Source organism: Methylobacterium sp. 17Sr1-1, from assembly GCF_003173775.1.
Lineage (GTDB): Bacteria > Pseudomonadota > Alphaproteobacteria > Rhizobiales > Beijerinckiaceae > Methylobacterium.
Genome location: NZ_CP029552.1, coordinates 5,691,774 through 5,711,969, shown reverse-complemented (window position 1 = coordinate 5,711,969; position 20,196 = coordinate 5,691,774). Strand labels below are relative to the sequence as shown.

At 70.0% G+C, this 20,196-nt stretch carries 17 protein-coding genes and 1 pseudogene; 7 read left to right on the top strand and 11 right to left on the bottom strand.

Translation table 11 applies throughout. From position 1 onward, the window contains the following. Positions 1-4: 4 nt before the first annotated feature. Positions 5-730 (bottom strand): helix-turn-helix transcriptional regulator, encoded by a 726-nt coding sequence (locus DK412_RS26020; RefSeq protein WP_109974332.1) that lies wholly within the window; start codon positions 728-730, stop codon positions 5-7. A 757-nt stretch (positions 731-1,487) separates the two neighbouring features. Here DK412_RS26020 and DK412_RS26010 point away from each other — a divergent pair. Beyond that, a complete protein-coding gene (locus tag DK412_RS26010) occupies positions 1,488-2,204 on the top strand; it encodes a cell wall hydrolase (RefSeq protein ID WP_109974330.1) in 717 nt (238 codons plus the stop codon). A 33-nt stretch (positions 2,205-2,237) separates the two neighbouring features. Here DK412_RS26010 and DK412_RS26005 read toward each other — a convergent pair whose 3' ends face one another. After that, a complete protein-coding gene (locus DK412_RS26005; protein ID WP_109974329.1) occupies positions 2,238-3,023 on the bottom strand; it encodes an ABC transporter permease in 786 nt (261 codons plus the stop codon). Positions 3,024-3,033: 10 nt separating this feature from the next. Next, the gene (locus DK412_RS26000; RefSeq protein ID WP_109974328.1) at positions 3,034-3,624 is read right to left on the bottom strand and encodes an ABC transporter ATP-binding protein; all 591 of its coding nucleotides are present in this window, start codon (positions 3,622-3,624) and stop codon (positions 3,034-3,036) included. Between the two features lie 187 nt (positions 3,625-3,811). Between DK412_RS26000 and DK412_RS25995 the strand changes: the two genes are divergently transcribed. Continuing rightward, the gene (locus tag DK412_RS25995; RefSeq protein WP_109975499.1) at positions 3,812-5,203 is read left to right on the top strand and encodes an MFS transporter; all 1,392 of its coding nucleotides are present in this window, start codon (positions 3,812-3,814) and stop codon (positions 5,201-5,203) included. A gap of 39 nt (positions 5,204-5,242) precedes the next feature. Here DK412_RS25995 and DK412_RS25990 read toward each other — a convergent pair whose 3' ends face one another. Beyond that, positions 5,243-5,707 (bottom strand): hypothetical protein, encoded by a 465-nt coding sequence (locus DK412_RS25990; protein WP_109974327.1) that lies wholly within the window; start codon positions 5,705-5,707, stop codon positions 5,243-5,245. A 241-nt stretch (positions 5,708-5,948) separates the two neighbouring features. On the opposite strand from DK412_RS25990, the gene DK412_RS25985 reads away from it, so the two are divergent. After that, complete coding sequence (locus DK412_RS25985) at positions 5,949-6,863, top strand: manganese catalase family protein (RefSeq protein WP_109974326.1); 915 nt, start codon at positions 5,949-5,951, stop codon at positions 6,861-6,863. An 18-nt stretch (positions 6,864-6,881) separates the two neighbouring features. Here DK412_RS25985 and DK412_RS25980 read toward each other — a convergent pair whose 3' ends face one another. From DK412_RS25980 to DK412_RS25955, 6 genes and pseudogenes are all read right to left on the bottom strand, one after another. Further along, positions 6,882-8,231, bottom strand: coding sequence for a leucine-rich repeat-containing protein kinase family protein (locus DK412_RS25980; RefSeq protein WP_109974325.1), 1,350 nt, complete (start codon positions 8,229-8,231; stop codon positions 6,882-6,884). A gap of 136 nt (positions 8,232-8,367) precedes the next feature. Then, positions 8,368-8,646, bottom strand: coding sequence for a hypothetical protein (locus DK412_RS25975; protein WP_204165442.1), 279 nt, complete (start codon positions 8,644-8,646; stop codon positions 8,368-8,370). A gap of 96 nt (positions 8,647-8,742) precedes the next feature. Beyond that, on the bottom strand, positions 8,743-9,636 hold the full coding sequence (locus DK412_RS25970; RefSeq protein ID WP_109974324.1) for a class I SAM-dependent methyltransferase: 894 nt from the start codon (positions 9,634-9,636) through the stop codon (positions 8,743-8,745). Positions 9,637-9,771: 135 nt separating this feature from the next. Next, positions 9,772-11,175, bottom strand: a complete 1,404-nt coding sequence (locus tag DK412_RS25965; protein WP_109974323.1) for an amidase — start codon at positions 11,173-11,175, stop codon at positions 9,772-9,774. 236 nt (positions 11,176-11,411) lie between these two features. After that, positions 11,412-11,909: pseudogene (locus DK412_RS25960) on the bottom strand (ATP-binding cassette domain-containing protein). A gap of 41 nt (positions 11,910-11,950) precedes the next feature. After that, on the bottom strand, positions 11,951-13,351 hold the full coding sequence (locus DK412_RS25955; protein WP_109974322.1) for an amidase: 1,401 nt from the start codon (positions 13,349-13,351) through the stop codon (positions 11,951-11,953). 403 nt (positions 13,352-13,754) lie between these two features. Here DK412_RS25955 and DK412_RS25950 point away from each other — a divergent pair, with 403 nt between their 5' ends. Further along, complete coding sequence (locus tag DK412_RS25950) at positions 13,755-14,951, top strand: transporter substrate-binding domain-containing protein (protein ID WP_109974321.1); 1,197 nt, start codon at positions 13,755-13,757, stop codon at positions 14,949-14,951. Further along, positions 14,948-15,544, top strand: a complete 597-nt coding sequence (locus DK412_RS25945; RefSeq protein WP_109974320.1) for an ANTAR domain-containing protein — start codon at positions 14,948-14,950, stop codon at positions 15,542-15,544. Before DK412_RS25950 ends, DK412_RS25945 begins: the two co-directional genes overlap by 4 nt. A 403-nt stretch (positions 15,545-15,947) precedes the next feature. Here the strand turns inward: DK412_RS25945 and DK412_RS25940 are convergent, their stop codons facing one another. After that, on the bottom strand, positions 15,948-16,211 hold the full coding sequence (locus tag DK412_RS25940; RefSeq protein WP_109974319.1) for a hypothetical protein: 264 nt from the start codon (positions 16,209-16,211) through the stop codon (positions 15,948-15,950). A 789-nt stretch (positions 16,212-17,000) separates the two neighbouring features. Between DK412_RS25940 and DK412_RS25935 the strand changes: the two genes are divergently transcribed. Together DK412_RS25935 and DK412_RS25925 are read left to right on the top strand one after the other, a co-directional pair. Further along, complete coding sequence (locus tag DK412_RS25935; RefSeq protein WP_109974318.1) at positions 17,001-17,471, top strand: site-specific integrase; 471 nt, start codon at positions 17,001-17,003, stop codon at positions 17,469-17,471. A 1,496-nt stretch (positions 17,472-18,967) separates the two neighbouring features. Further along, a complete protein-coding gene (locus tag DK412_RS25925; RefSeq protein ID WP_109974316.1) occupies positions 18,968-19,738 on the top strand; it encodes a hemerythrin domain-containing protein in 771 nt (256 codons plus the stop codon). The last annotated feature ends 458 nt before the right edge of the window (positions 19,739-20,196 follow it).

The window sequence follows — 20,196 nt, the reverse complement described above, 5'->3', positions numbered from 1 at the left end:
ACGGTCAGGCCGCGTCGCCGCAGGCGCAAGGCCGCCCGTAGCCGAAGGCCCGGCCCAGGGCGAGGCGCCCGGCGGGCGTCACCGCGACGGCCCGGCTGCCCTCGCTCCGGCGCAGCCAGTCGCGGTCGAGGCAGGTCGCCAGCAGGGCCGCGCCGAGGGCGCCGGCGATGTGGGGCCGGCGCTCGCTCCAGTCGAGGCAGGGACGGCAGAAGACCCGCCGTCCGGAGGACGCCGCGGCGAGATCGACCCCGAGGCCGCGCAGGAAGTCCTCTCCCGCCGGCGTGAGAGCGCCGCCATCCTCGCCGAGCTCGACCGCGCCGCGCGCCACGAGGGAATCCGCCATCGCGACGGCGAGGCGGCCGGCGAGGTGGTCGTAGCAGGTCCGGGCCTCGCGCAGGGCGGCGTCCCGGGGGCCGGGAGACCGGGTGGACGGCCGGGCGGGGGCCGGCGTCGCGCCGGCCGCCACCGCCATCACGCCCTCCAGCATCCGCGCCACCGCCGGGGAGGCGAGGCGGTGGTAGCGGTGGCGCCCCTGGCGCGCGACCGTGAGGAGGCCGGCCTCCGCGAGCTGCGCGAGATGGCCGCTGGCGGTCTGCGGCGTCACGCCGGCGGCGCGGGCGAGCTCCGACGCGGTCAGCGCCCGTCCGTCCATCAGCACGGCCAGCATGCCGGCGCGGGCCGGATCGCCCACCAGGGCGGCGGTGCGGGCGAAGGCGGAGATGGTCACCATGACGGGCTCCTCACGCAGGGTCCTCAAGGAGGATCCTCGGGGCAGGCCCCGCGAATTCCTCACCTTCCATTCCTCATCGTCTAGAGCAGGGCGAGGCCCGACGCTTCGGCCCCGGCCGAATCATAAGGCAGGCGCCGCTTCGGCCGGGGCCGAAGCACGCGGCCCGGTGGGCGGGCGAGGATCGCCCCGTCCCCACCGGAAGCCGCCCGCCATGCCGCCGCTGATTCGCCGCCTCCTCGTCCTCCGCCGCCCGAGCGCCCCCGGGAGCGGCCCGCCCGGGGAGGGCGGCCTGGCCCGACACCTGCGTCACCGCCGCGACCGCACGCGGTTGTCCGGCCTCGACGACAGGTTGCTGCGCGACATGGGCCTGCGCCGCGAGGTCTCGCCGGCCGGCCTCGACTTCGTCCCCCTGTCCCCGGCCGATCAGGGCGGAAGGCCGGGTCTCGCGACATCGCCGCCGGACTGCCGGAACCGGCGCGGAAGCGGGCCCGAGGCGTCGTCGCCACACGGCCGCGCTGCCCTCGACTGGCCATGATCGGGCCGTGATCGTGCCGCCGTTCCGGGTCCTTTAGGCCGGGACCGCGATGGTGAGCCGGCGGTGTTTCCCGTTTGCATCACGTCGCTTGTATCTGACTGGCGGGCGGGATGATTGGTTTACGAACCGTATCCGTGCCCCGCCTTCGCCACATTCCGCCCCAAGCTTGACCTGAAGCGCGGCCATTCCGGCCGTGCCCGGCAATGCACGACAGGGGCCTGCATGACGCGGAACCGGACTTTCCCCATCACCGCCGCCCTGGCGGTTCTCGCCACGGCGCCGCATCTCGGTGCCTGCAGCCTGATGCCGGCCGGGGTCGACACGACGGGAAGCCTTCCGGACCGCAAGCAGCTCGCCGCCGTCACCAGCGCCGACCGGGACTGCCTCGCCCGCGCGATGTACTTCGAGTCCAACCGCTCGAGCGAGGAGGGCCTGCTCGCGGTCGGGACCGTGGTGATGAACCGGCTCGAGGCGCCGGCCTACCCGAACTCGATCTGCGGCGTCGTCGGCCAGAAGCGCCAGTTCGCCGCCGGCGTGCTGCACAAGCCGATGCGCGACAAGGAGCGCGAGAAGGCCGTGCAGGTCGCCGACGCGATCCTCGCCGGCGAGCGCCACGAGAAGGTCGGCGGCGCGATGTTCTTCCACACCGCCGGCTACACCTTCTCCTACCGCAACATGCATTACGTGGCGCTGGCGGGCGGCAACGCCTTCTACGAGAAGCGCCCGTGGTACGACCGCGAGGGCGCGACCCCGCGCCGGGTCCCCTCCGCCGCGACCCAGCTCGCTCAAGCTCAGTCCGGCTCGGCCGGCAGCGCCCGCTGGACCTCGCACCCGGTCCGGGTCGCGCGTAACCCTCAGCAGACCCCGCTCGCCGAGCTCGGCCCGGCCCGCAACATCTGCCGCGTCGCCGCCGCCGAGACCGGCCGCAGCCCGGGCTGATCCCCAAGGGGAACATCACCCCAAAGGGGAGCATCACGCCAGCCGGTCGAGCCGCAGGCGGTGGCGCGCGTCGGTGAGCCGGCGCGACGCGGCGAGGACCGCCCCCGTCACCCCGAGGCCGCTCGCGCCCGCGAGCAGGAACAGGATCAGGATCTGCGACGCGGCCGCGCCCTGCGGGTCCTGCCCGGCGAGGATCTGGCCGGTCATCATCCCCGGCAGCGTGATCAATCCGGCCGCCGCCATCTGGTTGAGCACCGGGATCAGCCCGGCCCGGATCGCGCTGCGCACGAGCGGCGCCAGCGCCTCGTCCCGGGTGGCGCCGAGCGCCAGGCGCGCCTCGATTCCCGCCCGCTCGCGCCGCACCGCCCCGGTGAAGCCGTTGAGCCCGATGGCGATCCCGCTCATCACCGAGCCCAGCACGATCCCGGCGAGCGGGATCAGCGCGTGCGGATCCCACCAGGGATGCGGGCGCAACGCCGCGAGGCCGACCGCGACGGCGACCACCGTCGCCCCCGCCGTGACCACGCCGCCGAGCGCGTAGCGCCACGGCCCCCGCAGGGGCCGCTCCTGCCGCGCGCCGATCTCGTAGGCGGCGGCGAGCGCCATCACGGCGACCACCCCGACCACCGGTCCCGGCGCCCCGAGGCCGAACACCGTGCGCAGCACCAGCCCGACCAGGGTGAGCTGCGCCACCAGCCGGCAGGAAGCGACCAGGATCGTTCGGGCGAGCCCTAGCCCCAAGGCCGCCGACAAGGCGGCATTGACGAGGACGAAGCCCGCCCCGAGGGCGAGGTCGAGGGGGCCGGGCGACGGAATCATGCCGGTCTGATCATAGGGGGCGCCCGTCCGCCACCGCGAGCCGGCGGGTGGTGAGGCGCGCGACCTGCGCGGGATCGTGCGAGACGAGGACGACGATCAGGCCGGCGGCGCGGCGCGCCTCGACCACCGCCTCGGCGCCGCGGACGCTCGCGGGGTCGAGGGAGGCGGTCGGCTCGTCGAGGAGCAGCACGCGGGGATCGCCGGCGAGCGCCCGCAGCAGGGCGAGGCGCTGGCGCTCGCCGGTGGAGAGCCGCGCCACCGGCCAGCCGAACACCTCCGGCGGCAGGAGCAGGGCCGCCCGCTCCGGGTCGAGGCGGGCAGGGGCGTCGGCGGAAAAGTGCTCGGCCACGCTCTCGGCCCACCAGCCCGCTTCGGCGGCGAGGTAGGTCACCTGCCGGCGCCAGCGCGGTGCGGCCATCGCCTCCCGGTCGATCCCGTCGAGGCTGACCCGGCCCTCGGACGGGTCGAGATCGGCGATCATGCGCAGCAGCACGCTCTTGCCCGCCCCCGACGGGCCCGTGACCGCGCAGGCCTCGCCCGCGGCCAGCACGAGGTCGAAGGGCCCGAAACGGTCGCGGCGGAGGGACTCGATGCGGAGCATGGGCGGGGCGGGAGCGGATCTCGCCAAGTGTACGGGAGAGGTGTGCGGGAGAGGTGTGCGGAACGCAACGGCTGCGCTGCGGTTTGAGTGAGCCACGGATGAATGGGGAGGATGGAACGTGGCGGCAGCAGCAGGAACGGCGCGCGACGCCGGCACGGGCGTGGTGCGCAGCGACGTGCCGGCCCGGATGGACCGGCTGCCCTGGAGCCGCTTCCACCTGCTCCTCGTCGTCGCGCTCGGCATCACCTGGGTGCTCGACGGGCTCGAGGTCACCATCGTCGGGGCGATCGGCCCGGTGTTGCAGGACAAGCGGGCGCTCGGCCTGACGATCCAGCAGATCGGCGGGGCGGCCTCGTTCTACGTCGTCGGCGCGGTCGTCGGCGCCCTGGTCTTCGGCTGGCTCACCGACCGGTTCGGCCGCCGCCTCGTCTTCTACGCCACGCTGATGATCTATGTCGGCGGCGTCATCGCCAGCGCGCTCGCCTGGGATTTCTGGAGCTTCGCGCTGTTTCGCCTCGTCACCGGCCTCGGCATCGGCGGCGAGTACGCGGCGATCAACTCGGCGATCGACGAGCTGATCCCGGCCAAGTACCGCGGCCGGGTCGATCTCATCGTCAACGGCAGCTTCTGGCTCGGCGCCGCGGCCGGCGCCGGCGCCTCGCTGCTGCTCCTCGATCCCAACCTGCTCGATCCGGATTTCGGCTGGCGCCTCGGCTTCGGCATCGGCGGCGTGCTCGGCCTCGGCATCCTGTTCCTGCGCCGCTACGTGCCCGAGAGCCCGCGCTGGCTCGTCACCCACGGCCGCGAGGAGGAGGCCGAGCGCACTGTGGCGGAGATCGAGCGGACGGTCGAGGCCGAGACCGGCCAAAAGCTCCCGAAGGCCGAGGGCATCCTCGAGGTGCACCCGAAGAAGAGCTTCGGGTTTGGCGAGATTTTTTCGTCGATGGTGCACAAGCACCGCGGTCGCAGCATCCTGGCCCTGGTGCTGATGATCGCCCAGGCCTTCCTGTTCAACGCGGTGTTCTTCACCTACGGGCTCGTTCTGGCGAAGTTCTACGGCGTGCCGGAGAATCGCGCCGGCGTGTTCCTGGTGCCCCTCGCCATCGGCAATTTTTTAGGGCCCGTGCTCCTCGGCCACTTCTTCGACACGATCGGCCGGCGCCGGATGATCGCCGGCACCTTCGCGCTGAGCGGCCTGCTGCTCATGGCGACGGCCGTGGTGTTCGGCCTCGACCTGTTCACCGCCTGGACGCAGACCTTCGCCTGGATCGCGATCTTCTTCGTCGCCTCGGCGGCCGCGAGTTCGGCCTACCTCACGGCGAGCGAGATCTTCCCGCTCGAGACCCGGGCACTCGCGATCGCGGTGTTCTACGCGCTCGGCACCGGCGCCGGCGGTGTGATGGCGCCGTGGCTGTTCACCCACCTGATCGAATCCGGCCAGCACTGGGCGCTCGCCGGGGGCTACGCAGGGGCGGCTTTGCTCCTCGTCATCGCCGCGGTGACGGAATGGAAGCTCGGAGTCGATGCGGAGGGCAAGTCCCTGGAGAGCATCGCCGATCCGTTGTCGAAGGCGGGGTGAGCGCCGTCGGCGCCGGCCCCGCCCGTCCGCGGTCGGGACTCAGTGCAGGGCCGCCGGCCGCTCCGCCTCCTCGGGCACCGGCGCCTCGTCGACGAGCGCCGCGCGGATGCGGACGAGGCGCAGCTCCGCCGCCTCGCGGCCGGCCTCGGCGGCGGCGACGGCCGCGCGGGCGGCGACGGCGTCGGCCATCACCTCGGCCAGGCGCTCCTCCAGGCGGCGCAGGCGGGCCCGCTCGGCGGACAGCTTGGCCTCGGCCGCGCCCGCCTGACCCTGCGCCTCGGCGGCGGCTCTCTCAGCCTCGGCGGCCGCCTGTCGGGCCTCGGCCGTCTCGTCCGCGGCGGCTTGCAGCGCCTCCTCCACCCGCTCCAGCAGGGTGCCGACCTCGCGGCTGAGCCGGTCGGCCCGGGCCTCGGCCGCGGCGGCGCGGGCGGTGGAGGCGCGCACCGTCTCGGTCGCGCGGCGCAGCAGGTTCAGGATGGTGCCGGTATCGATCGGGGTGGCCATAGGGTCCGGGTGCTCGGTGTCCGGGATGCGGGCGCGATTCCCTAGGGGCGCCCGCCGGCGCGCCGCGGTCAAGGCCCCTCGCGCCGCCACCCACACGCGCCGGCTCCCTGCGGCGCGGATGCGCCACTCCGAAGGACCGCCCCCTGCGACCGATGCGCCCGGGCAGTCTGCGTCGGCGGAACCCATCATGGATTAAATCGATGCTCCCGGGGACTATCCCCGAGCGAGAAGGTGACGTGCCATGTTCATGAGGATCGACCGCCTGCAGGCCGAGCTGCCGCAGCCCAAGAGGCCCGACCCGAATGCCGCCGCCGCCCTGCAGGAGCTGCTCGGGGGCAAGTACGGCGAGATGTCGACGCTCGGCAACTACATGTTCCAGAGCTTCAATTTTCGCGACAAGTCGAAGCTGCGGCCGTTCTACAGCCTGGTCTCGAGCATCTTCATGGAAGAGCTCGGCCACGTCGAGCTGGTCTCGACCGGCGTGTCGATGCTCAACAACGGCCCCGGCGACCCGACGCCGGACGTCGACGTGTCGAAGGCCCCGTTCCACGACATGCAGGACGTGCGGCTCGCCGGCAGCTTCCTCAGCAACGGCGGCGGCGCGATGCCGATGAATTCCAATGCCGCGTCGTGGAACATGGACATGGTCACCACGACCGGGAACATCATCATCGACCTGCTGCACAACTTCCACCTCGAATGCGGCGCACGCATCCACAAGCTGCGCGTCTACGAGACCCTGAAGGACCCGACCGGGCGCGAGGTCTGCGGCTACCTGCTGGTGCGCGGCTCGGTGCACGCCCACGCCTACGCGCTGGCGCTGAAGAAGCTCACCGGCGTGGCGATCGAGCAGATGCTGCCGACGCCCAACATCAACCTCGACCGCATCCCCGAGTGCCAGAAATACCTGCAGGAGGGCAGCCACCGCCGGCTCTACCGCTTCAACTCGCCGGATTACGCGGAAGCGGCCGGCGTGTGGTCGAACGACGAGGTGGCGCTGCCGGGCGATCCGCCGGGCAACCTCGAAGTCATCGACGGCGCGCCCGAGGGCGGCAAGATCCCGGAGCTCGACGGCAATTACGGCGCCTTCGCGCCGAACTACAAGCCGGAGGAGATCTTCGAGATCGCGAGCAAGCTCTACAAGAAGAGCCGCTGAGGGCGAGGTCGGGGCCGGTCAGGCCGGCCCCGATCCTCCGACGAGAGCGTCGAGGGCGCCCAGCACCTCGGCCATCGCCGGCCGCGCTCCCGGATCGGGTCCGGTGCAGGCCGCGACCAGGGCGTCGAGGGCCGGGGAGGCGAGGGGGCTCAGCGCCCGCAGCTCCTCGAGGAGGAGCCCGAAGGCCCGCACGTCGAGCCGCTGCAGGAACGCCCCCTCCGGGCCCGGGACCAGGGCGGAGGCCGCACCGAGATCGCTCAGCACCGCCTCGCCGGCGCGCCCGTCCCACAGGATGTTGTGAGCGTAGAGGTCGCCGTGGCCGAAGCCGCGCGCGTGCAGGTGGGCGGCGCCCGAGGCCACCCCGCGGGCGAGGCGCAAGGCCGCGCGAGCCGTCAGGCGAAGGTCGGGGTCGTAGACGTCGCGGCTGCAGCTCGCCAGGCTCGGCGGCCCGGCGAGGACCCGCCAATCCTGCGGCAGGAGCGGCATCAGCAGGCCTTCCGCGCCGTCCGGATGGTCGGCGAGGCGGCCGAGGCCGCCGGTGAGGTGCGGATGCGCCCCCGCCGCCAGGCAGGCCGCCATCTCGCGCTCGGGCAGGCCGTCGCTGGTCATCGCGCCCTTGAACAGCTTCAGGGCGACCGCTCGCGCCTCGACCGCGCCGTCCGGCCGCCACGCCGCCCGCATCACCCGTCCGGAAGCGCCCTCGCCGAGGAGCGGGCCGAGCGCGAGGTCGCGCCAGGCGACCGGTGCCGCGGCCGCGCGGGACGGTGCCGCGCGATCCTCGAACGGGTTGCCGGCCCAGGACAGCCAGGCGAGGCGCGGCAGGGCCGTCAGGCAGGCGGGCAATGCCTCGAACCGGTTGGCGGCGATGCGCAGGAGTTCGAGGTTCCGCGCGTCGCCCAAGCTCTCCGGCAGGGCCTGCAGGCGGTTGCCCGCCAGCATCAGCTTCTGCAGACGCGGCCGGGCGCCGAGCGCCGCGGGCAGGGTCGCGATGCGGTTGTCGGTGAGGGTGAGCCAGCGCAGGTCCGGGGGAAGGGACTCGGCCGGCACCTCGGCGACGCCGGCCTCGCGAAACCCCACCTGACTCAGAGAGGCGCAGTCGCCGAGGACCGGCGGCAGCCGCGCGAAGCGGTTGCCGGAGCAGAACAGCACCTTGAGCCGGTGAAGTCGGCCGAGATCGGCGGGCAGGGCGGTGAGGTCGTTCTGGCTGAGATCGAGGAGTTCGAGCGTGTCGGCGAGGCCGAGGATCTCGGGCGGCATCTCGGAGAGCCGCCCCTCCGGCCCGCCGGGAAGCCGCAGCTCCCGGGCCCCGGCGAGATCGCCGCGGCGCAGAGCCTCGAGGCGCGCAGCTGTGGCGTGCGGCAGGCTCATGAAAGCGGGCCAGGGGCAGGCAAGTGGGCGGTGCGGAAGGGTGTCGGCATCGTGGTCTCCCGGCGGCGCGTCGGGGCCGCCGGGCGGTGGTCGCCGGCAAACGCGGCCGGATCAAGGGGCCGCGCGCAGGGACGCCTCAGTACGGATAGCCGTAGTAAGCCGCGGGCGGCGGCGCCGGGCGGTAGCCATAGCCGTAGCCGTAATCGGCCGGCGGACGGCCGTAGGCGCGCAGGTAGGGGTCGTAGCGCGGCTGCCGGAAATTGCCGTTGTTGACGCCGCCGGAGCGGTCGTTGCCGCGCAGAGCCGCGTAGGGCGAGAGCCCGCTGCCGGTATCGTTGTTCTGGGCGAGCGCGGCGCCCGCCGTCCCGAGGACGAGGGCCGCCGCGACGGACACCCGGATCGTCAGAGCGCGCATGAGAGGCCTCCTGATGGCGAAAATCGCGAGATGACGCGGAACGGATGGCGGCCGGCCGAGGTTCCGGCGCCCCCGGCGCGGCTTTTCGGCGCCGCGTCAGCGACCGGCCAGCAACGTCGCGGTCCGGCGCTGCCGCACGAGGATGCCGCCGAGATAGTCGATCGCTCCGTCCTGCAGCCGGCGCAGCGCCTCGGGCTCCGCCTCGGCGTCGCGCCGCATCGAGACGTAGAACTCGAACCCGCCGACCTCCGTGGCGCCGATCCGGTTCAGCACGAACGGGAACAGGCCGAGTCGCGTCGCTCCCGCCACCAGGTCGAGGAAGGAGTCCGGGGTGAAGACCCAGCAATGGCACGGCACGTATGTCCCGGCGGCGAGCGCCGCGGCGGCCTCCGCGTAGGCATGGGCCAGGGCCGCCTCGCCGGCGAGGCGCGGCGCCGCCGCCGGGTCCTCACCGGCCCAGATCTGCTCGGGCGCCACCGCCCGCGCCTCGCTCGCATGGGCGAAGAGCTGGCGCGGGCTCGGCCGCGCGAGATCGAGGAGGTCGGCCTCGACGAGTTCCGCCAGGGTGCTCGCGGGCCGCGCGGCGTCGAACATGAAGCGCCTGTCCGGCAGCGACAGGTTGAGCACGCCGCCCGGGCGCAGCACTCCGTGGATGCCGCGCAGCCAGCCGAGGAGGTTCGGCACGTATTGCGCCACCTGCGCGGCGATGGCGACGTCGTAGGGCTCCGGGCCGACGATCGGGGCGAGGGGGCCCGCTCCGGTCCAGGCATGGTCGATCGGCGCCGCGCCGGGCAGCCCGGCGCCGGCATCGAGGGCGTGGTCGACGGTGGCGATCCGCACGCCCGCGGGCAGGGGCGTCGGGTTGGCCCCGGGCCCGAATTCCAGCCCCCGCGCCTCCGGCAACGGCATGTCGTGGGTCAGCCGCGCCAGCCGCCGGTCGGCGGCGCGACGGGCGAGGAAGTCGTCGAGGGAGAGGGAGCCGGGTCGCATGGCCCGGTTTGTCGCACATCAGGGCCGACGCGGCGAGCCGGGTGGAGCGCTCCTCCCGCCTTGATACCGGCGGGCGAGGCGGGCTCTCATGCGAGGCCAGCGCCCGATCACGCTGCAGGGACGCCTGCCCGCCGCCTATGGCAGGCCCGGAGGGCGGCGGGCGTGCCAGTCCGTCACCTGCTGGAAGGCGTGCCCGGCCTGGCAGAGCAGGGCCTCGGACAGGGGGCGCCCGGCCAGCTGGACGCTGAGCGGCAATCCGGCGGCGTCGATGCCGGCCGGCAGCGTGATGGTCGGCGTCCCGGAAAAATTGAACGGCGCCGTGAAGCGCAGGATGCGCAGCAGGACCTCCGGATCCTGTCCGTACTCGCTCATCCGGGACAGGCTCGGGATCGGCACCGGCATGGTCGGCACCAGGATCAGGTCGACCTCCTCGAAGAGGGCGGCGAGCGCGCCAGTGAAGGCCAGCCGCTCGTGGAAGATGGCGCCGAGCTCCGCGCCGGTGACGCCTCGTCCCTGATCGATGAGGGCCGCGAGGTCCGGGCCGTAGGCGTCCCGGTGCAGCGGATAGCTGTCCTGGTGGGCGAGCGCCGTCTCCACCGAGCAGAACGGGATCCAGCCGCGGACCAGCCGGTCGGTCGGCGGAAAGGCGATCTCGCGGATGCGGGCGCCGCACGCGCGCAACGCCGCCTCGACCGCGTCCAGGGCCGCGACGACCTCCGGGTCGATCCCCTCCGACACGAAACGGCGGTCGATGCCGACCGTGATCCCGCGGATCGGCCGGCCGACGGCCTCGAGGTAGGAATCCACGGGAGCCTGGAGGGCGGTCGGGTCGGCCGGATCGGCTCCCGCGATCACGCCGAGCACCGCGGCCGCGTCGGCCGCCGAGCGGGCCATCGGGCCGACATGGTCCAGCGACGCCGCCAGCGGGAAGATGCCGTGGCGGCTCACCCGCCCCCAGGTCGGCTTGAGGCCGGTCAGCCCGCAGGTGGCGGACGGGAACCGGATCGACCCGCCGGTATCCGAGCCGAGGGAGGCGTAGCACAGCCGTGCCGCCGTGGCGGCCCCCGACCCGGTGGACGAGGAGCCGACCCAGTGGTCGCGGCTCCACGGATTGAGCGGGCCGGGATTGTCCGGGTGGTGGCTGGTATAGGCCCCCTCGGTCATCGACAGCTTGCCGAGGATCACCGCCCCGCCCTGTTCGAGGCGCGCGACGACGGTCGCGTCGGCCGACGGGACGTGGTTCCGGCGCAGGGTCCCGCCGGCCGCCGTCGGCGCGAAGGTCGTGTCGCAGAGGTCCTTGACGGCGACGGGCACGCCGTGGAGCGGCCCCCGGCTGATGCCCAGGGCCGTCTCGCGGTCCGCCCGCTCGGCGCGCGCGAGGGCATGGTCGCGCGTCACCGTCGTGTAGCTGCGATAGAGGCCGTCGAGGGCGGCGATCCTGTCGAGCTGCGCCTGCGTGACCGCGAGCGACGTGACCTCGCGCCGGCGGATCCGCTCGGCGATCGAGAGAAGCGTCTCGTCGTGAAGGGGCGTTGGCATGGCGTCCTCCCGCTCGCTTCTAGAGAGCGTCACGATCGCGCTGCAATCGTGACGCTCTCTAGGTGTTTGATGTTACCGCATTTTCTACGACGAACCGGTATCCGCTTCGTCAGAAAATGCTCTATCCGGCCTCGGTCGCTGGTCCGCGCCGACGGTCTCGGTTCTTCGTTGGCGTCTCGGATGAAGATCATCCGCAAGATCGGGCGGGGGACGACTCCCCGGAGGCGATCGCCCCGTCAGATCAGCAGGTGCCGGCGCACGTTGTGGCCGTGAGGGCGTCGCGGCCGAGATCGGCCGTCACCCGGCCCTTCTCCATGACGTAGCAGCGCTCGGCGACCGACAGGATCGTGTCGAGGTTCTGCTCCACGAACACGATCGTGGTGCCGAGCTCGTCCCGGACCGCGCGCAGGACCCGGCCGATCATCTGGACGATCGACGGCTGCACGCCTTCCGACGGCTCGTCGAGGAGCATCAGGGTCGGGTTCCCGACCAGCGCCCGCCCGATGGCGAGCTGCTGCTCGCCGCCCGACATCGTGCCGGCGAGCTGCCCGCGGCGCTCGGCCAGCCGCGGGAAGTCCGATCAGGCAGCGCATCGTCGTCTTGCCGACGCCGTTGCGCCCGATGATGCTGACGATCTCGCCGCGCTCCACCGCGAGCTCGACGCCCTGCAGGATCGGCGTGCCGCCGTAATGGGCCCAGAGTCCGGAGACCTGCAGCAGCGCCTCACCGCCCATGCGGCTCCTCCGATTCCTGATGCCCGATTTCGGATTTGGTATCAGAGGGCCGGGTGGCGACGGTGCCAGTCGGTGGCACCCTGGAAGGCGTGGCCGGCCCGCACCAGGGCGGCCTCACCGAAATGCGGGCCGACGAGCTGGAAGGCCACCGGTGCCCCCGCCGCGGTGAAGCCGCCCGGCAGGGTGATGGTGGGGCTGCCGGTCATGTCGAACGGGCAGGTGAAGCGCAAAAGCCCGTTCATCAGGCCGGCATCCTCGCCGAGCGTCGCCATCGTGGCGAGGGTCGGGCCGGCGAAGGCCTGGACCGGCACCGCCAGCAGGTCGATCCCCTCGAACAGCGCCCGCACGCGGCCGCGGAACGCCTCCCGCCGCAGGATGATCTTCTGGTAGTCCAGGCCGGATTGCGCCCGCCCGAGCTCGATGAGCCCGGCCAGGGCCGGCCCGTACTCGTCCTTGCGCGCCGGGTAGGTCGCCTCGTGCGCCACCGCGGTCTCGATCCCGCAGAGCGGGAACCAGTCGCGGATGACGGCGTCCGGATCGGGGAAGCGGACCGGAACGATCTTGGCGCCGAGCCCGGTGAGCACGTCGATCGCCGCCTGCGTCACCGCGTGGGCGACCGGATCGACGTCGCGGGCGATCCAGTCGGCATCGACGCCGAGGCGCAGCCCCGCGACGCCGCCCTCGAGGGCGGCGGCGAAATCCGGCACCGGCAGCGGGACCGCGGTCGGATCGTCGGGGTCGGCGCCCGCGATCACGCCCAGGATCGCGCCGCAATCGGCGGCGCTGCGGGCCATCGGGCCGATATGGTCGAGGGTGGCGGCGAGCTCGAACACGCCGTAGCGGCTGACCCGGCCCCAGGTCGGCTTGAGGCCGGTGACGCCGTTGGCGGCCGAGGGAAAGCGGATCGAGCCGCCGGTATCCGAGCCGAGGGAGCCGTAGCACAGGCCGGCGGCCGTCGCGACGCCCGAGCCGCTCGACGACGCCCCGGACCAGAACTCCGCCCCCCAGGGGTTGCGCGGCGGCGTGATCGCCGGATGGTGGTCGGCATAGGCCCCCTCCGTGAGCTGGAGCTTGCCCAGGATGACGGCGCCGGCGGCGCGCAGGCGCTTGACCACCGTCGCGTCCTCGCCGGGCCGGTTGTCGCGATAGATCGTCATCCCGGCGGCGGTCAGGGCGTCGGTCGTCCAGCACAGGTCCTTCACCGCGATGGGCACGCCGTGGAGCGGCCCGCGGTTGCGGCCGGATTCCAGTTCCGCGTCGGCGGTGCGGGCGGCCGCGAGCGCGCTCTCGGCCGTGACGCAGGCGTAGGCCCCGAGCTGCCCGTCGAGGCGCCGGATGCGGTCGAGCTGGGCTTCCGTCGCCGCGACGGACGAGACCTGCCGCGCGGCGATCCGCCGGCTGATCTCGAGAAGCTCGCAGTCATGCAGGTCTGCGTCGGACACGGCGTCTCTCCCCCTCGGTACACGGCGGTCGCGTCCCGGCCTGCGGCTCCGCGCGATGGCGGCCGCTCAGGCCAACGACGAAAGCCACCCGGGGCCGATGAGGGGCCTCGAATGGCAGCATTGCCGCTGTATCATGTCAGGCGCGAGCAGGATCGAACCGGAAAAACTGTTCGACGGCGCTTCCCTCAGACGATGCCGGCTGAAGAAAGACTTTCCGGTTGCGAGATCAAAGCTGGCACGAGGATCATGTCGCCAAGGCAGGCGGCCTGTCAATCGGGGTAGGACGGCTTTTTCCGCCGGCCTTCTTCCGCCGCATCTTGACGCCGGTCCAGGCCGGGGACGAGGCTTCCGGCAAAGCCCAGGCTCGTCTCCGCCATCTCGTCGCTGCCAACCCGTCGCTGCCATGCCCGCACGCCGTTCCAGCCGGCCCGCCATCCCCGTCGGCATCGTCTTCTCCCAGACCGGTCCCTACGCCATGATGGGGCGGGAGATGCTGTGCGGCGCGATGCTGGCGATCGAGGAGATCGCCCAGGATCCGGCCTTCGACTTCGGGTTCGTCCCGGTGGTGCGGGACCCGGGCGGCCGGGTCAGCGCCTATCACGACGCCTGCGACGCGCTCATCCGGCACGAGGGCGTCGATCACGTGATCGGCTGCTACACCTCGGCCTCCCGCAAGGAGGTCCTGCCGCTGTTCGAGCGGACCGAGCGCCTGTTGTGGCATCCGGCCCGGTACGAGGGCTTCGAATGCAGCGACCAGATCATCTATGTCGGAGCCTCCCCGAACCACAACGTGGTGCCGCTGGCCCGCTACATGATCGAGTCGCTGGCCGACGAGGTGTTCTGCGTCGGCTCGAACTACGTGTGGACCTGGGAGACCAACCGGGTCATGCGCGAGATCGTCGGCGCCGCGGGAGGCCGCATCCTGGCCGAGCGGCTGCTCGATCTCGGCGGAACGGGCGTCGCCCACATGGTCGACGAGATCATGGCCCGCAGGCCGCCGGTCGTGTTCAACACCCTGGTGGGCGAGTCGAGCTACCGCTTCGTCCAGGCCCTGCACGCGGCGCTGGCCCGCGCCGGCGCCGCGATCCCGATGCTGAGCTGCAGCCTGTGCGAGCCGGAGCTCCGGCGCATCGGGCCGGAGGCGTCCGTCGGCTGCATCACCTCGTCGGCCTATTTCGAGAGCCTCGACCGCCCGGAGAACCACGCCTTCGTGGCGCGCTGGAAGGCGCGGTTCGGCGCCGAGAGCAGTCCCTCGGTGGACGGGCAGGCGACCTACGTGGCCGCGATGCTGCTCGCGCGCGCGGTGCGGCGCGCCGGCACGACCGAGGCGGCGGCCGTGCGCCAGGCAGCGGCCGGGCACGTCTTCGAGGCGCCCCAGGGACCGGTCTGGATCGATCCCAGCAACAACCATTGCTTCGCCACCCCACGGCTGGCACGATCCATGCCCGGGAACAGCTTCGAGATCTTCTGGGAAGCACCCGCACCGATGGCGCCCGACCCCTATCTCTCGGCCCTCAACCTGGCGGGCCTCGCGGGCCGCCGGCATCCGCGCGAGGAGATGATCATGCCGCGGCCCCGTCATCTGCGCGTGGTCAAATGACCCGCCCGGCCGTCCCGACCATCCGCGGATGCCGCGTCCGCCTGCTCGTCGGGGACGAGCGCGATGCCGTCCTGCTGCATCGGCAAATCCTCCGGATGGGGGCGCAGCTGGTCGAGAGCGGCGAGGCGGACGTGGTCATCGTCGACATCGACCGCGATCCGGGTCCGGTCGCCGAGGCCGGGCCGGCGGGCCCTGATCGGCGCTGCGATGCCCCGGTCGTCGCGCTGGTCGGAACGGAGACGCCGAGCCGCCTGCGCGGGATGCTCGACCGCGACCCGGCCGCCTTCCTGGTCAAGCCGCTGCGATCGACGGGCCTCTACACGGCCCTCGTCCTGGCCCTGCACACGGGGCAGCGGCGGCGCGAGACCGATGAGCGGATCGCGCAGCTCGAAGAGCGGATCCGCTCGCGGCGCGTCGTGGTCGGCGCCGTCATCGGCATGATGAACCGCCACGCCATGAGCGAGGCCGAAGCCTTCGCGTTCCTGCGCCGCCGCGCCATGACCCGGCGGATGACGATCGAGGAGATCAGCGCAGAGATGGCGGGCCAGGCGATCGGCGGGACCGCTCCCCGGACGGCGCGCTCCGCTCCTTGAAACAGGACCCGGATCGACGGCTGACGGCCTTCGCGGGCGATGGGTCTAAAGACCGCCATGAGGCGAGGGGAGGTGCTGCGCCTCGGATGGCGTGACGTCGCGCGGATCCGGCGCGTCCGTCACATGCCGAAGATCAAGAATGGTCACCCCCGGACCATCCCGCGGATCGGACGAGCCCCGAGCCTCCGTGGCGAACCGGGTCCCGCGGACATGACCCCGGATGCGGTGGTCTTCCCGACCACGGAGGATGCCGTGGCGATGGCGTGTCGACAGGCTATGGGCGAACCTCTTTGACCTACCTCCACACGACAATCATTCCAAGAGCGATCGTCACTGACGCCTGCGGGATCGAATCGGCCGGCAACGGCAGCATCATGCGCCGTGTCGGGTGGACGGCATCGATCTACTTGCGAGGAAGCTGAACGTCATCACGCAGCCGGGCCAGTTCCTGGGCCACGGCCTCGCGACGATCACCGGGGAGAAGCCCGGTGACAGTCAGCAAAATTCGACGCCGAGCCACCTCGAGAAATTCCGCTGCGTACTGCCTGTCTCCCCTCAGATACAAACTAGCAACGCCCTTATCCTGGAAGCTGACGAGGATGAAGAACTCATCCTCGGTAATTTCCTGAAGCTCGACATTCACGATATTTGTGCCGCCGCCTGCCATCGCTTCCGATCGCCCCACCGCAAGACATAAACATATTCGGCATCACTGGACGCAGGCACCCTCAAATGGGTGATACCCCGTGTTTCGACTACCGATGCAGAGGCTGTGAGCGGGTGAGTGCCTCTCGCTTCGACGGCACGGAGCGGAAGCGACCGGCGGCCCCGGCGCGGTCGGAGGCTCGATGGCGGCGGATGGCCGGGTGCCCGAGCGTCCCGTAAAACGCACTCCGCGCCCAGGAAACAAAATTGAAGCATTTCTTCGGCCCTGAACGCCTTGCTCAACGTGGTCAACCCGATCATACGAGCCGTCAGACGGGATCAAAGGCGTCCTCAAACCATGCCGCTCTATCGCTTCAGGTTGAGCATCTTTGGTCAACTTCTTGACGAAGTCGGCTCTCTCAACCTTGCTGACAGGGACGCTGCGTTGGGAAAAGCCCATCAACTCGCCAGGGCGCTTCTCACTTTCGCTGACAGGAGCGTGCCGTGGACGGAAGCGGAGGTGGTGGTGGAATGCGGAGACGGCCGTGACCCGATCACTGTGCCGATAGGGGCCCTCGTCGCATTTGGGGCGAAGCCCGGTACTCACTAGAGCGGGTGCCGGTCAGCGAGAGGAGTTTCCGACGAAGCGGATACCGCCTCGGCGCAGATAATGCGGTAACATCAAAGGCCCAGAGCACAATCCGATTACAACGTGATCGGGTTGTGCCCCAGCAGCGGCGTCGGGCTGGTGGCCCGCACATCCGCCGGGGCGCGATGACGGGAGCGGCGCTCCTGGCCTGCATGATGGCCCATTGCCAGCCTCGGGCCGGGGGGACCCGTCAAGCTCACAGCAGGACTCGCAGGCCCACTCCGGGCGCTACGGTGGCGGGATATCGAGTGGGCCCGGCGCACCTTGCACATCCCGAAGACCAAGAATGGTCACCCCCGGACCATCCCGCTTACGGGGCGGGCCTTGAGCCTCCTTGGCGAACCGAAACCCGCGGATGTGGTCCCGGAAACGGTGGTCTTCCCGACCGCGGAGGATGCCGTGAAGATGGCTTGGCGCCGGGCGATGGGCCGGACCTCACTGCCAGACTTCCGTTACCACGACCTGAGACACGAGGCTGCGAGTCGGTTCTTCGAGATGGGCTTGAGCATCCCCGAAGTGGCTCTCATCAGCGGGCACAGGGATACCCGGATGCTGATGCGGCATACGCACCTGAGGCCCGAAGCGGTGGCTGAGAAGCTGCGCTGGAGGCAGCTGGCCTGCTTCGGCGGATGATATGCCGGGAGGGGGAGCAGCAGCTTATGCTGCTTCCCTGAGTGTAAGTTGGCCTCGCCGATGATCTTCGACACAACCGACAGCCCACTTGAGAGCCTCCTCAGGTGCCGCAAACGTCACAGAAGAGCGTGCGCATTGGCATGGGCCGAACGCTGCTTCCAAGCACCAACGTCCCCACAGCGTATCGTCAAGCTGGTCGTCATGCTCAACGCGGACTACGACAGCAACCAGCTTATCGTTCACGAACAAGAGGTAGCCTTGCTGGTCAGGGCTGGCGGTGTTCACCAGAAGGGGCTCACACCGAGAGGTGTGCGGAGTCATTTGCCTACCTGCGATCCATGGCACGTGCTCCGTCATATTGTGGACGTTTCACATCGGAACTAACAAATGATGCATAATTGGCCAAAGGTACGAGCGTGCCGCTAGGCTACCGGCATGTGCAGGCCCGCGACATAATCAGGAACGATAACAGAAGCTTGGATAGATCATAGGACGCGAGAATGGCAGTCGAGCTTCGGCGAACATGACGCCGAACTGGCATTGGACAGAGTCTGATGATACCAAGCACATCAATATCGCGCGCGATTTATTTGCAGGCGCAGATAGACGCTGGATCATGTGGCATGTCGGCGCTTAATCGTTTGCAGATATTCACCGATACCCCGCAACGCTCAGCTTACATTTAACATTAATGAGAAGACGGGAACGATCTGAACTGTGAGGAGTTATTACCGATCTATTGACCACCCAAGCCAAGAGGGTGACCTATGGGCATAATACTTTTCCTGATTCTCGCCTGCGGCCTTCCTGGACTCATGCTGCTGTACATTCGCCAGCGCGTTCCGGACAAAGCGTGGGCGGGACGCGCGGTAGAGTCTCGAATGCACACAGCACCGCCCGAGCCCTTCAAGCGTTACCCAGGCTATCTTGGCGGTCTAAGGGCTGAAGGCTACCGCGATCAGACCTCAGACAAAATCCTGTCCGTGCATGGTGCAGATATCGAGCACGGGTTAACTAGCAACAACACACGCAGTGCCGACAAGGAGCAGAGGTCGGAAGGCGCAAGCCACATCGGAGGCGCCATTGATCGTGAACGGGACGAAAGGCCTGATCGTGAAACGCCGCCCGCAACTGACCCGACAGGTATCGGACCGCCTCCGGCAGGTTCCAAAATCAGCCCGGATGGGAAGGTCGCCTCTGAAACAGCCAGAAACAACCCATCCTCCGATAATGCGAAAAGATGATTGCTCAACAGCAGAACGCCCGCCGGAGGGATAGGACCTTGGCGGGCGCTTGCGTCCCTGGAGAATGCGAAATCGTGCCATTTCGCACGAGCCTAATGCCATCCACCTAGGACGGTTCCGCCTTGGTGCGGTGGCATACCGAAGGGCCTTGCAGCAGGCCAATACCGTGCCACCATTGGAATGCCGGGGCATAAAAGGGAACGCCTTGAGGCTGGAGAATGTTGGAGGGTGTCAGCAAGGGTTCAGCAACACATGGATATTTGGCGTCTCATCGAACGCGATCACGCAAACATCAATCAGCTCATCCATGAAATCCCAAATGCGTTGAACGGCGCTGGTGTTGTACGCAGTCGAGAGCGGCTCCTGGCAGACCTGATCGACGAATTGCGGTCTCATGGTACTGCGATAGATGCGAGCCTTATAGCGCCCCTGCGGTCCCATGCCGAAGCGAAATCTCTCATTGAAGAGCTTGCGCGCGAGCATGATAATTTTACGTCCCAGCTCAATGGCCTCGCGAAGTATGATAACAAGGGGCTAGCGGGGTGGCTGAACACGTTTGAAGATGTGACTTATCTTGTAGATCAACACCTACATCGGCACAGGAACGAGCTCTTACCGATGGCTCGTCGCCTTCTCTCCTACGAAGGCATCAGCAAGGCAGCGTCTACGTTCATTCGAGCGAAGTCGGAGGCGCTTCGTGCTGGCGGGCAGAGCAGACAGAGCGCGACTGGGCCGAGTGAGTTCTTCCTTGTTGCGGCTGTCGGCTTGGCAGCGGCGGGCGCGGCGTTGCTCGCGTGGCGCTTTGGTCTCCTTCGGGGCACCCAGGAGCTTGGGCGCCCGGGCGGCCGAAGCGACGGCATGAGCAAAGGACAGCCGTTGGCCGATCTTGCTGCGGCTTCGGCACCCGGCAACCGCGTGCCTGGGGAGGACCTGAGCAAGCGGCAGGACCAGTTGCTGGACGAGGCTATCGAGGAGACGTTCCCGGCGAGCGATCCCATCTCGCCGAAGCGGATCACCAAATAGGCCGTTTTCATACCAACGGTCGTTGAAGACGACCTTTGGTTCCGTTCTCGAATTTTCGCCAAATCTTTGGCTTGGTGTCGAAAATGCGAGAGGGGTCAACGGCCTCGTCGATCTCGGGCCTGCCCGAGATCGACGTTGATGCGCCAGCATCTTAGGCCCTTGATATTAGACCGGCGGGCCGGGGACACCCATCACACTCGTTTCCCGGCCCGCGCGTGACACCATCCGAGCGGCCAACAGGCGGCAGGGCTGGCGTGACTGTTGGGCCAATGAACGCTCACTAGAGAGCTTCACGATCGCGCTGCAATCGCGAAGCTCTCTCGGTCTCTGATTTTGCCGCATTTTCTCCGACGAACCGGTATCCACTTCGTCGGAAAATGCTCTAGCTCGGTCTCCGTGAGCGTCACCACGTGTGTTGCAGCGTCGCAAGGGACATTCTGGCAGCACAGCTACGGACC

Excerpts from the sequence above, each read along its gene's own strand:
- DK412_RS26020 (WP_109974332.1), bottom strand. The coding sequence starts at position 730 with ATGGTGACCATCTCCGCCTTCGCCCGCACCGCCGCCCTGGTGGGCGAT.
- DK412_RS26010 (WP_109974330.1), top strand. The coding sequence starts at position 1,488 with ATGACGCGGAACCGGACTTTCCCCATCACCGCCGCCCTGGCGGTTCTC.
- DK412_RS26005 (WP_109974329.1), bottom strand. The coding sequence starts at position 3,023 with ATGATTCCGTCGCCCGGCCCCCTCGACCTCGCCCTCGGGGCGGGCTTC.
- DK412_RS26000 (WP_109974328.1), bottom strand. The coding sequence starts at position 3,624 with ATGCTCCGCATCGAGTCCCTCCGCCGCGACCGTTTCGGGCCCTTCGAC.
- DK412_RS25995 (WP_109975499.1), top strand. The coding sequence starts at position 3,812 with ATGGACCGGCTGCCCTGGAGCCGCTTCCACCTGCTCCTCGTCGTCGCG.
- DK412_RS25990 (WP_109974327.1), bottom strand. The coding sequence starts at position 5,707 with ATGGCCACCCCGATCGATACCGGCACCATCCTGAACCTGCTGCGCCGC.
- DK412_RS25985 (WP_109974326.1), top strand. The coding sequence starts at position 5,949 with ATGTTCATGAGGATCGACCGCCTGCAGGCCGAGCTGCCGCAGCCCAAG.
- DK412_RS25980 (WP_109974325.1), bottom strand. The coding sequence starts at position 8,231 with ATGAGCCTGCCGCACGCCACAGCTGCGCGCCTCGAGGCTCTGCGCCGC.
- DK412_RS25975 (WP_204165442.1), bottom strand. The coding sequence starts at position 8,646 with ATGCGCGCTCTGACGATCCGGGTGTCCGTCGCGGCGGCCCTCGTCCTC.
- DK412_RS25970 (WP_109974324.1), bottom strand. The coding sequence starts at position 9,636 with ATGCGACCCGGCTCCCTCTCCCTCGACGACTTCCTCGCCCGTCGCGCC.
- DK412_RS25965 (WP_109974323.1), bottom strand. The coding sequence starts at position 11,175 with ATGCCAACGCCCCTTCACGACGAGACGCTTCTCTCGATCGCCGAGCGG.
- DK412_RS25950 (WP_109974321.1), top strand. The coding sequence starts at position 13,755 with ATGCCCGCACGCCGTTCCAGCCGGCCCGCCATCCCCGTCGGCATCGTC.
- DK412_RS25945 (WP_109974320.1), top strand. The coding sequence starts at position 14,948 with ATGACCCGCCCGGCCGTCCCGACCATCCGCGGATGCCGCGTCCGCCTG.
- DK412_RS25940 (WP_109974319.1), bottom strand. The coding sequence starts at position 16,211 with ATGGCAGGCGGCGGCACAAATATCGTGAATGTCGAGCTTCAGGAAATT.
- DK412_RS25925 (WP_109974316.1), top strand. The coding sequence starts at position 18,968 with ATGGATATTTGGCGTCTCATCGAACGCGATCACGCAAACATCAATCAG.